Below are 10874 nucleotides of genomic sequence, written 5' to 3' on the forward strand. Positions count from 1 at the left end.
AGCGCTCGACCAAGCTGCTGTCGTTCCTGGGCTACCAGAGCGTCAACAGGCCTCACGGCGAGCCGCCGAGCGAGGCGTTCTATCCCGAGGCCAAGCTCCCCGCAATCGACCTCAAGGCCGAGCCGCCGGCGGGCTCGCGCCAGCGCCTGCTCGAGTTGGGTCCCGAGGGCTTCGCGCGTGCGCTGCGCGAGTCGAGAACCATGCAGGTCACGGACACCACGATGCGCGATGCGCACCAGTCGCTGCTCGCGACCCGGGTGCGCACGTATGACCTGCTCAAGGGTGCCGGCCACGTCGCACGCATGACCCCTGAGCTGCTCTCTCTCGAGTGCTGGGGCGGCGCGACGTACGACGTCGCGATGCGTTTCCTGTCGGAGGACCCGTGGCTGCGACTGGAGGACCTGCGCAAGGCCGTTCCCAACATCGCGCTCCAGATGCTGCTGCGCGGCCGGAACACGGTGGGCTACACGCCGTATCCCGACGAGGTCGCCCATGCATTCGTGGAGGAGGCGACCGAGGTCGGCATCGACATCTTCCGGATCTTCGACGCCCTCAACGACGTCGAGCAGATGCGCCCGGCGATCGAGGCCGTGCGCGGCACCGGGCAGGCGGTCGCCGAGGCGACCCTGTGCTACACGGGCAACATGATCGCGCCCGACGAGGACATCTACACGCTCGACTACTACCTGCGGCTGGCCGATCAGCTGGTCGAGGCCGGCGCTCACATCTTGGCAATCAAGGACAGGGCGGGGCTGCTGCGGCCGGCGGCCGGGTTCATGCTGGTGCAGGCCCTGCGCGAGCGCTTCGACCTGCCGGTGCATCTGCACACGCACGACACCGCGGGCGGCCAGGTGGGCACCCTGCTCGCGGCCGCGGAGGCCGGCGTGGACGCCGTCGATGTCGCGTCCGCATCGATGGCGGGCACCACGTCGCAGCCGCCTATGAGCGCCCTCGTCGCGGCGCTCGAGCACACGTCGAGGGACACGGGCATCTCGCTGGCGGCGGTCCAGGATCTCGAGCCCTACTGGGAGGCGGTGCGCAAGCTGTACGCGCCCTTCGAGTCGGGCCTGCCGGGGCCCACAGGTCGCGTGTATCGCCACGAGATCCCCGGCGGCCAGCTCAGTAACCTGCGCCAGCAGGCGATCTCCCTGGGGCTTGCCGACCGGTTCGAGCAGATCGAGGACATGTATGCCGCCGCCGACCGGATCCTTGGCCGCCTGGTCAAGGTGACGCCATCCTCGAAGGTCGTGGGCGACCTCGCGCTCCACCTCGTGGCGAAGGGCGCTGACCCTGCGGACTTCGAGGCCAACCCGGGCTCATACGACCTGCCCGACAGCGTCATCGGCTTCCTGCAGGGCGAGCTCGGCGATCCGCCCGCGGGCTGGCCGGAGCCCTTCCGGAGTCGCGCGCTCGAGGGGCGCGACGCGGAGCGCAAGCGCGCGGAGCTGTCGGACGACGATCGCGCGGTCCTCGCGGAGCCGGGAGGGGCGCGCCGTCGACGCCTCAACCACCTGCTCTTCCCGGGTCCGGCCGATGACTTCGACGCTGCGGTGGGCCGCTATGGCGACATCTCCGTGGTCGACACCTTCCACTATCTCTACGGGCTCACGGCCGGCAGCGGCGAGGAGGTCAACATCTACCTCCATCGCGGTGTCCGGATGATCGTGTCGCTCGAGGCCCTCGGCGAGCCCGACGACCATGGCGAGCGCACCGCGATCTTCACCTACAACGGCTCCATCAGGCCCGTCCAGGTGCGGGATGAGTCGGCCGCAGTCGAGGTGGTGGCGCGCGAGAAGGCCAACCCGTCCATGCCCGGGCACATCGGCTCGCCGTTCTCCGGTGCTGTGGCGCCGACGGTCTCGGAGGGGGATCGTGTCGAGGCCGGACAGACCGTGGCCCTCATCGAGGCGATGAAGATGGAGTCCGCGATCACCACTCCGGTGGCAGGCACAGTGTCGCGAGTGGTCATCGACGGCACCGAGACGCTCGGGGGAGGGGACCTGGTCCTCGAGGTCATAGGCGACTGAAATACCTGTTAGATCGCTGTGTTCGCCAGTGGCCGCTGGCGAGTTCTGCGCCAGCGGGGACAAAGGTCCCTCGCGTGTCCTGCCCGAACGCGACAGACTGGAGCCGTCGAAGAGAAAGGTCTCGCCATGAAGGTTCTGGTAGCCACAGGTTCTAAGTACGGTTCAACGCGCGAGATCGGCGCGGCCATCGGCGAGGTGCTCGATGAGGCGGGCTTCGAGGTCGAGGTGCAGGACGCCGCCGATGTCCTGAGCGTCCACTACTACGACGCGGTCGTGGTCGGCAGCGCCGTCTACGGCGGGCTGTGGAGGCGCGATGCCTCCGAGCTGGTCCGGGACCACATGATCGAGCTGCGCCGGCGCGAGGTCTACATGTTCTCCGTGGGCATGGAGACGGTCGTCCGTCCGGGCCAGAAGCTCGACGAGGCCGACGGGCTCGCTCGCGATGTGGGGGCCAAGACGCACCAGCGCTTCCCCGGGGCGCTCGAGTACGACCACCTAAACGTGGGGGAGAAGGCCATCATCCGCGCGCTCAATCCTCCGCGCGGCGACTTCCGCGACTTCGCCGCCGTGCGCAACTGGGCGGACCAGGTGGCATCCGAACTCAGGGCGGTCGCAGCCGTCTGACGCGTGCCGTCGATGCGCGAGCGAAGACGACTCGCGTGAAGACGCAGCGTGCTCATGCTTCACCTCCTGGCAGACTGGCCCAGGTGAGTGACACGCGACCACGCCTGCGCTCTGCCACCGTCGCAAATGTCGACGAACTGGTGGCGGTAGCGGCGGCAACCTTCCCTTGGCCTGTCCGCCATCGACCACTCGGGAAGCCATTGCGGAGCATCTGCGCACGCGGCCGTCGCACGAGGTCTTCGAGGCACGCGTCCGCCACGGCGAGCCCAGGGGACCGGCCACGCCAGGGCCCGGTTCCGCGCCTTCCGTGCGTGAATTGACATAATGTGCATTATCGGCGTGACGCGTGCGAGGTGGTCCATAACGGCAACGGCGTCGCGAGCAGCCCGAAACTACGCCCGGACAGACAGCTCAATTCTGTTGGCCCACGGGTCGTCGAGACTCACTGTGGCGCCGTCGTCGGCCACGTCGAACCCGTAGTGACCCAGACGCTCGCTCACGGCGCCGAGCTCGTCGTTGGACGGCACCTCGATGCGCACCAGGCCCAGTCCCAGCGCGGGCGCACGTAGGCCCGCGCCGCTCGAGCCCCAGACATTCATCGCCATGTGGTGGTGATATCCGCCAGCGGACACGAACAGTGCCTGGTTTCCCAGGGACGCGGTGGCGTCGAATCCGAGCGCGTCGACGTAGAACGACCGCGCCGACGCCACATCGCCCACGGACAGGTGCACGTGACCCACACGAGCCGGTGCGAGCCGCTGGCGTGAGCCGGCGGTCTCGACGTCGAGATGCTCCCCGAGGAACGCGTTCGGGTCCAGGTGGAGGGTGTCCATCTCCACCTGGCCGTGCGTCCACGACCACGAGCTGCGCTCACGGTCCCAATAGAGCTCCACGCCATTGCCCTCGGGGTCCGTCATGTAGAAAGCCACGGAGACCAGGTGATCTGCGCTGCCCGTGTACGTCCCCGGGTAGCGGCGTGCAATCGAGTACAGCGAGCGCGCCAGTTCGGCACGCGAGTCGAACACGATCGCCGTGTGAAAGAGCCCGGCCGAGCCCGGGCGCGCCCACGTGAGTTCCGGAGCGTGCTCGAGCACCAGGATCGGGACGCCGTCGCGCCCCAGGACCGCGATGCCGTGGTCGCACGACATCAGCTTGAGCAGGACCCCGTCTCGGTAGTACGCCACCATCGCGTCAAGATCGGCGACGCGCAGGGTGACCGCACCCATCGCCGTCGAGACGGCGAGCGGCTCCGTAGCGCTGTCGCGGAGCCCACTGGCGGCGTGCCCGTGCGGCACGCGAGGCTCATCGTCCGTCATCATGACCTCAATATTACTTGAAACGACAATCAATTGTCATCGATGCGCGAGCCGGGTTCGACATGGAGCCCTGCAGGCCTCCCCCGACTGTCGATACTGTCGTGAGGTGAGCATCGAGACGCGCGTGATCACGGCCACTGATGGCCGACGCGTGCGCGTGCACGACGCCGGTAGCCGTGGCTCGGCCATCGCACTGCCAGTGTTCTGGCACCACGGCACTCCCGGGATCGGCGAACCTCCACAGCCGCTCCTGGCGATCGCGGATGAGCTCTGCCTGCGGCTGATCGGCCACGACCGGCCCGGCTACGGCGACTCGGATCGCCTGCAGGGCCGATGCGTGGGTCACGCGGCTGCGGACGTGGCCGACATCGCGGATGCGCTGGGCATCGTGCGTTATGCGGTCATGGGCTACTCGGGAGGCGGCCCGCACGCACTCGCGTGCGCCGCCGCGGATCCGCGGGTCACCGCCGCCGCTACTCTCGCCGGGCTCGCTCCCCGCGACGTGCAGGGGCTCGACTGGTTCGACGGCATGATCGACTCGGGCATCAAGGCGCTCACCAGCGCCGAGCGCGGCGAGTCCGCGCGCCGTGCCGCCGAAGACGACGGGTACGACCCGGAGTTCACCGACCGCGATCTCGCCGCGCTGGACGGCTCGTGGGAGTGGCTCGGCCGCATCGCGTCCTCCTTCTCCCCTGCCGACCTCGATGGAGCGATCGACGACGACCTCTCGTACGTCAACGACTGGGACGTGGACCTCGACGCGATCGACGCCCCCGTCCGCATCTGGCACGGCGACGCCGACCGCATCGTTCCACCGGCGCATGGCCGGTGGCTGTCGCGACGGTTGCGCGCGGAGCTGCGGAGCGTGCCAGGAGCCGGCCACGTGTCGGTCCTCGAGGAAGCGGGCGATGCGCTCAGGTGGATCGCCGCCGCGTCACGCTGACGAGGCCGAACCGGCGCCCGCCGGCACCAGCGCGCCGATCGCCGTGGCGACACCGGCGAGCGCGCCCGATGACACCCGATAGAACGCCCAGGTGCCGCGCTTGTCCCGCTCGACCAGCCCCGCTTTGAGGAGCTGCCGGAGGTGGTGGGACACGGTCGGCTGCGACAGCCCCAGGGGCTCCTCGAGATCGCAAGCGCACACGGAGCCGTTCGCGGCCAGAATCTGCACGATGCGCACGCGCGTCGGATCGCTCAGTGCCTTGATCGCGGCGGGCACCGCAGGAGCCACCGGCTCGGGCAGGGTGAGCTGCGCACCCGGCTCGCACACGCCGCCGTCGACCAGCAGGTTCTCCCCTACTCTCATGCCGCGATGCTAGTTCACCGTATCGACATCTGTCGATATTGACAGGTGTCGATGTATGCGCAAGTCTGTCGCCATGACTGACACCAAGCCCTCCGTCATCTTCGTGTGCGTCCACAACGCGGGACGCTCGCAGATGGCCGCCGGATACATGAGCCACCTGGGACAGGGACGCGTCGAGGTTCGCTCGGCGGGTTCGATGCCTGCGGACCAGATCAATCCCGCCGCGGTCGAGGCGATGCTCGAGGAGGGCATCGACATTCGTGCCGAGCGGCCCAAGGTCCTGACGCCGGAGGCCGTCGAGGCCTCGGACGCCGTGATCACCATGGGCTGCGGCGACGCCTGCCCGTACTACCCCGGCAAGCGCTACGAGGACTGGAAGCTCGAGGACCCCGCCGGCCAGGGCGTCGACGCGGTCCGTCCCATCCGCGACGAGATCAAGGGCCGCGTCGAGGCCCTGCTCGCGGACCTGCTCGCGTGACCGACCGGGCCCGCCGCCTTGCCGGCGAGCTCATCGGCTCGGCCGCGCTCGCTATCGCGGTCATCGGCTCCGGCATCATGGCCGCGAGCCTCAGCCCTGACGACGTCGGGCTCCAGCTGCTGCAGAACTCGTACGCCACCGCGCTGGCACTCACCGTGCTGATCGCCACCCTGGGACCGGTGAGCGGCGCGCACTTCAACCCCGCGGTGTCCCTCGCCGAGCGCGCGATGGACCCGCACGCGCGGCCCTGGTCCGAGACTTGGCAGTACATCGCCGTCCAGATCCTCGGATGCAGCGCGGGCGCCGTGATCGCGAACCTGATGTTCGACCTGCCGGCAGTCTCGATCTCGACGACCGATCGTGCGGATGCCGCCCGACTGCTGGCCGAGGTCGTGGCGACCGCAGGCCTGGTCGGCACGATCTTCCTGCTCGTGCGCGCCGGCAAAAGCGTCTGGATCGCACCCGCGGTGGGTGCGTTCATCGGCGCCGCCTACTACTTCACGAGCTCCACCAGCTTCGCGAATCCCGCCATCACGGTGGGTCGCATGCTCTCGGACACGTTCGCCGGCGTCTCCCCCGCATCCGCCCTGCCGTTCATCGCCGCGCAGCTCGTGGGCGCGACCCTCGGCGTCGTCGCGGTGCGCACCCTGGTCCCCTCGCCAGTCGTTCCCACAACCGGGAAGGACTAGCCGGGAACATCGGCCCCACCAGGGACGTTTCCAGGGAGCAGGCACAACCCCGCCTGCGCTGACGAGGGAGGCTGACATGGCTGATCGAGCATTGCGTGGCATGCGACTGGGAACCCAGAGCATGGAGACCCCGGCGAACGCGGAACTGGCCGAGCGCCGTGATGTCCACTACGACTGCCCCAACGGGCACGTGCTCACCTTCCCCTTCTCCGTCGAGGCCGACGTGCCGCTGTCGTGGGAGTGCCACTGCGGCGCGCTCGCGCTGCTGCGCGACGGCGACCGCCCCGAGGCCAAGGACGAGAAGACTCAGCGCACCCACTGGGACATGCTGCTCGAGCGCCGCACCATCGCCGAGCTCGAGGACCTGCTCGACGAGCGCCTCGAGCTCCTGCGCGCCGGCCGCATCGGCTGACGCAGCGCCCCCAGGCTCAGCGACGACGGAACGCGCGACGCACCTGCGTCGCGCGTTCTCGTATGCCCCAGACCGTCACCTTCACGAGAGCCTCGCGGATGATCGCCCCTGACATCTTCGACGTCCCGTGCTCGCGTTCGACGAACGTGATGGGCACCTCGACCACGGTGCCCCCGGCGCGTGCGACGCGCCAGGCCATGTCGATCTGGAAGCAGTAGCCCTGGGACTCGACACCGTCCAGGTCCAGCCCTCGCAGGGCCGATGCGCGGTAGGCGCGGAATCCCGCCGTCGAGTCGCGCACGGAGATGCCGAGCATCGCCCGCACGTAGCGGTTCGCCCCGGTGGACAGCAGCCTACGGTGGGCCGGCCAGTTCTCCACCGATCCACCCGGCACCCAGCGCGACCCGATCGCGAGATCCCACGCGCCCGGCGCGTCAAGCACGCGGGACAGGTCCTCCGCGCGGTGCGAGCCATCGGCGTCCATCTCGACCAGGACCTCGTAGTCGCGGTCGAGCCCCCACGCGAAGCCCGCGAGGTACGCGGCGCCCAGCCCCTGCTTGCCCGGCCTGTGCAGGACGGACACGTGGGCGTCCTGCCCGGCCCGCGCATCGGCCCACTCCCCCGTGCCGTCGGGAGAGGCATCATCGACTACGAGGATGTCGACCCCGGGGCGCGCGGCAAGGACCGCATCCACCTGGAGCGGCAAGGACTCTCGCTCGTTGTAGGTGGGGATGATGACGAGAGTGCGGGTCACCAGTCGTACCTGGCGCTCATGCGGCGCGACACGGCCGTGAAGACGAGTCCGAGCGCGCCGACGAGAGGCGCCCACTCCCACACGAACCGCAGCCGGACGGCGGGAGTCACCGTGTCGCGCAGGGCGACCTCGGCGTACATCTGCTCCGCGGTGAACAGCCCGGTCATCTCCGACACGTGACCTCGCGCGTCGACCACGCCGCTCACGCCCACGGTGGAGATCTGGATCGCCGAGCGGCCCGTCTCGATCGCGCGCAGGCGGGTCATCGCGAACTGCTGCGTGGACTCGGCGGTCTCGCCGAACGAGGCGTTGTTGGTCTGGACGATCAGCACCTCAGCGCCTGAAGCGACCGACCCGGTCACGATGGGGTCGTACGCGACCTCGAAGCAGATCACCGTGCCGAGAGTGACCGTCCGGCCCAGCGCGTCCACGGGCAGCGTCATCACGGCGGGTTCCTCGCCCGGCAGCACATCCGTGGTCACCCGGTCGACCTCGGGAGAGAAGCGTCGCGCGAAGTCGCGGATGGGGATGTACTCGGCGGGCGCTGCTTGATGTAGGTGTCGAGCACCGTGCCCTGTGGCGTCCACAGCAGCGACGTGTTGTAGCGGCCGTCCTCCGGCGTGTAGTCGTTCGTGCCCAGGAGCAGCGGGGCGTCCGCCGCGATCGCGGACTCCGTGACGAGCTCAGCCGAGGCATCGTCCGTCCGGGGGTCGTAGTCGACGGAGTTCTCGGGCCACACCAGCAGATCGATCGGTCCCGGGTTCGTCTCCATCAGGGCGAGCGTGCCGTCCCGATGGTTCCGCGTGACCTCGCGGGCATTGGCGAACGCGTCCAGCCCCGGGTTGGGGACGTTCCCCTGCACGATGCCGAGGCGCAGTTCGCCGGACGTGGCCTGGGAATCGAGCGGGATCCAGATGCCCGCGACGAGCACCGCGACGCCCGCGACGGGCGCGCCGACACCCGTCAGCACCTGCCCCCGGAGGAGCGCCTCGATGCCGCCCCCGAGCAGTCCCCCGGCGAGCGCGGCGGCGAAAGAGACGAGCGCCGCCCCTCCGACCCAGGCGAGCGAGGACACCGCGACGTCGAGCTGCGAGAACGCCAGCCGGCCCCACGGGAAGCCACCGAACGGCAGGACCGAGCGCACCTGCTCCATTCCCGCCCACAGCACCGCAAAGGCCGGAGCCTCGATCCACACGTTGCCGCGCATCATGCCGGAGCGCCGCATGTGGCACCAACCGGCGCCGAACAGCCCGTAGAACGCACCCGAGGCCACGGAGAGCGCGACCCAGGGAATCGCGCCCACGGCCTCGTGCGCCCACCACACGTGCGGAAGCATGAACGCCGTGCCGAAGGCCCACCCGTAGAAGAACCCGCCCCACGCGCGCGCCTTCGCGAGAGACAGCCACAGCGCCGCCAACGCCACATAGGCGAGCGGCCACCATCCACGATCGGGGAACGCCGCATTCAGCGCGAAGCCGCCGGCGAGGGCGATGCTCAGGCGCAGCAGGAGTGACACGCAACCAGAGTAGGGCGCGCCGAGCGATCAGCCGGACAGGCGCGACGAGGTCAGTAGGCGACCACGCCGCGCCGCATCGCGTCGATCGCGGCGTGCGCGCGCGCCCGCAGCTCCGGCTCGGGCGCCGACTGCGCCACCTGATCGAGGACGTCAATCACCTGCTTGCACCACCGCACCATGTCCCCCGGCGCGATCTCGCTGCCCTGCAGCACTTGGTCCAGGCCCCGGCCCTGGGCCCAGCCGTGAATGGGCGCGACGAGGCCCCAGTGAGGCTCGGGCAGCGCGGGCAGGCCCCGTGCCGTCTGAAGGTCGTCGATCCGGGACCAGACGCGCTGCGTCTCGGCGAGCACGCGGCCCAGCACTCCCCCGGGTCCGCCGGGCACCTTGGGGGTGCGCGCATCGTCCTCGCGGCGCCCACGGTACAGCAGCGACGAGACCGTCGCGGCGAGAGCCGGTGGATGCAGCTCTCTCCACACGCCCGAGCGCAGGCACTCCGCCATCACTAGGTCGTTCTCCGAGTACAGGGTCCTCAGCGAAGCCCCCGCGTGGGTGACGGCAGTCGCGGCGCCCTCTCCCTCGAGGTACCCGAGCTCGCGGAGGACATCGCAGCGCTTGTCGAAGACCCGGGCGATCGACCCGGTCGCGCGCGAGATCTCGCCCACCACGCGGTCGTGGTCGCGCAGGGCACGGAAGTGACGCTCGGCCCACCGTGCGTGGTCCTCGCGCTCGGGGCATCCGTGGCACGGGTGCGCCGCCATCTCGCGGCGCAGCCCCGCGACCTGATCGTCCTGGTCCCGCACCGGCGCGTCGCGCTTGCGGGACGGCACGTCGAAGCTCGCGCGGGCATTCGTCACCACCTGGCCCAGCTCGGCACGCGCACGCCCGTTACGGTGGTCGAACTTCTTGTGGACCGGCACCCGACCCACGATGTCGAGCCCGTGGTGGAGCTCGGACACCGCGAGACGGAACGAGCGTCCCTGCGTCGTGACGACCGTGGGCCGCGGAGCGCCGGGATCCGTGTCCGGCTTCACCACGACAGCGAGCCCGGCGCGCTTGCCGCCGCCGATGCGCACCACGTCCCCCCGGGACAGCCCGGCCAGCGTCTGGGCGCTGGCCTCGCGTCGCCTGCGGGAAGCCGCCTTGGATGCGCCCTTCTGCAGCCGGTTGATGCGGTCGCGCAACGCGGCGTACTCCATGAAGTCGCCCCTGTCGCAGGCGGCGGCCTCGCGGAAGCCGGCGAGCGCGGACTCGAGCTCGCGCGCCTTGCGGGCCTTGCCGACCACCGACTGATCGGCCTGGTACTGCGCGAACGACAACTCGAGCAGCTCGCGCGCCTGCGCGACACCGGATCGTCCCACCAGGTTGATCGTCATGTTGTATGACGGCTGGAACGAGCTGATCAGCGGGTACGTGCGGCGCGACGCCAGGCGGCCCAGCTGCGCGGAGTCGAAGCCCGGGTGCTCCACGACCACGGCGTGACCCTCGACGTCGATGCCGCGCCTGCCGGCGCGCCCGGTGAGCTGGGTGTACTCCCCCGCCGTGAGGTCCTTGTGCCCCTGCCCGTCCCACTTGACGAGCTTCTCGAGGACGACCGACCGTGCGGGCATGTTGACGCCGAGCGCCAGCGTCTCGGTGGCGTAGACCACCTTGATCAGCCCCGCGGCGAACAGCTCCTCCACGACCTCCTTGAACAGCGGGATCATGCCGGCATGGTGCGCCGCGATCCCCGCTTCGAGGTGGTCGCGCCACCGC

General features: G+C 70.0%; 12 protein-coding genes. 6 read left to right on the forward strand and 6 right to left on the reverse strand.

Annotated elements, in window-relative coordinates:
* The coding region (locus QZ483_RS09970; protein ID WP_297083521.1) for a pyruvate carboxylase subunit B at positions 1-2027 on the forward strand (2027 nt) is incomplete at its 5' end.
* A gap of 126 nt (positions 2028-2153) precedes the next feature.
* Positions 2154-2651, forward strand: a complete 498-nt coding sequence (locus QZ483_RS09975) for a flavodoxin domain-containing protein (protein WP_297083523.1) — start codon at positions 2154-2156, stop codon at positions 2649-2651.
* Positions 2652-3043: 392 nt separating this feature from the next.
* Here QZ483_RS09975 and QZ483_RS09980 read toward each other — a convergent pair whose 3' ends face one another.
* The gene (locus tag QZ483_RS09980) at positions 3044-3877 is read right to left on the reverse strand and encodes a VOC family protein (RefSeq protein ID WP_297083540.1); all 834 of its coding nucleotides are present in this window, start codon (positions 3875-3877) and stop codon (positions 3044-3046) included.
* 196 nt (positions 3878-4073) lie between these two features.
* On the opposite strand from QZ483_RS09980, the gene QZ483_RS09985 reads away from it, so the two are divergent.
* Positions 4074-4910: an alpha/beta fold hydrolase gene (locus QZ483_RS09985; protein WP_297083524.1), complete on the forward strand. Its 837-nt coding sequence runs from the start codon at positions 4074-4076 to the stop codon at positions 4908-4910.
* Here QZ483_RS09985 and QZ483_RS09990 read toward each other — a convergent pair.
* The gene (locus QZ483_RS09990) at positions 4902-5273 is read right to left on the reverse strand and encodes a helix-turn-helix transcriptional regulator (protein WP_297083526.1); all 372 of its coding nucleotides are present in this window, start codon (positions 5271-5273) and stop codon (positions 4902-4904) included. The two genes, QZ483_RS09985 and QZ483_RS09990, sit on opposite strands and share 9 nt — an antisense overlap.
* A gap of 73 nt (positions 5274-5346) precedes the next feature.
* Here QZ483_RS09990 and QZ483_RS09995 point away from each other — a divergent pair, with 73 nt between their 5' ends.
* The 3 genes from QZ483_RS09995 (at position 5347) to QZ483_RS10005 (ending at position 6852) form a co-directional block, all read left to right on the forward strand.
* Entirely contained in the window at positions 5347-5751 is a 405-nt protein-coding gene (locus QZ483_RS09995) for an arsenate reductase ArsC (RefSeq protein WP_297083529.1), read from the forward strand.
* Positions 5748-6440 carry an MIP/aquaporin family protein gene (locus tag QZ483_RS10000; RefSeq protein WP_297083531.1) on the forward strand — a complete coding sequence of 231 codons (693 nt, stop codon included), beginning with the start codon at positions 5748-5750 and terminating at the stop codon, positions 6438-6440. The genes QZ483_RS09995 and QZ483_RS10000 overlap by 4 nt, the downstream gene beginning before the upstream one ends.
* A gap of 76 nt (positions 6441-6516) precedes the next feature.
* Positions 6517-6852 (forward strand): RNA polymerase-binding protein RbpA, encoded by a 336-nt coding sequence (locus QZ483_RS10005; protein WP_297083533.1) that lies wholly within the window; start codon positions 6517-6519, stop codon positions 6850-6852.
* Between the two features lie 16 nt (positions 6853-6868).
* Here QZ483_RS10005 and QZ483_RS10010 read toward each other — a convergent pair whose 3' ends face one another.
* The 4 genes from QZ483_RS10010 to QZ483_RS10025 form a co-directional block, all read right to left on the reverse strand.
* Positions 6869-7609, reverse strand: coding sequence for a polyprenol monophosphomannose synthase (locus QZ483_RS10010; RefSeq protein WP_297083543.1), 741 nt, complete (start codon positions 7607-7609; stop codon positions 6869-6871).
* A complete protein-coding gene (locus QZ483_RS10015) occupies positions 7603-8088 on the reverse strand; it encodes a nitrilase-related carbon-nitrogen hydrolase (protein WP_297083535.1) in 486 nt (161 codons plus the stop codon). The genes QZ483_RS10010 and QZ483_RS10015 overlap by 7 nt, the downstream gene beginning before the upstream one ends.
* Positions 8085-9122: a hypothetical protein gene (locus QZ483_RS10020; protein ID WP_297083537.1), complete on the reverse strand. Its 1038-nt coding sequence runs from the start codon at positions 9120-9122 to the stop codon at positions 8085-8087. Before QZ483_RS10020 ends, QZ483_RS10015 begins: the two co-directional genes overlap by 4 nt.
* A 50-nt stretch (positions 9123-9172) precedes the next feature.
* The coding region (locus QZ483_RS10025; protein ID WP_367117100.1) for a helicase-related protein at positions 9173-10874 on the reverse strand (1702 nt) is incomplete at its 5' end.

Source organism: uncultured Demequina sp. (assembly GCF_913055775.1).
Taxonomy (GTDB): Bacteria; Actinomycetota; Actinomycetes; order Actinomycetales; family Demequinaceae; genus Demequina.

Bases quoted from the DNA above. Each gene is read 5' to 3' on its own strand.
- QZ483_RS09975 (WP_297083523.1), top strand. From the start codon at position 2,154: ATGAAGGTTCTGGTAGCCACAGGTTCTAAGTACGGTTCAACGCGCGAG.
- QZ483_RS09980 (WP_297083540.1), bottom strand. From the start codon at position 3,877: ATGGGTGCGGTCACCCTGCGCGTCGCCGATCTTGACGCGATGGTGGCG.
- QZ483_RS09990 (WP_297083526.1), bottom strand. From the start codon at position 5,273: ATGAGAGTAGGGGAGAACCTGCTGGTCGACGGCGGCGTGTGCGAGCCG.
- QZ483_RS09995 (WP_297083529.1), top strand. From the start codon at position 5,347: ATGACTGACACCAAGCCCTCCGTCATCTTCGTGTGCGTCCACAACGCG.
- QZ483_RS10005 (WP_297083533.1), top strand. From the start codon at position 6,517: ATGGCTGATCGAGCATTGCGTGGCATGCGACTGGGAACCCAGAGCATG.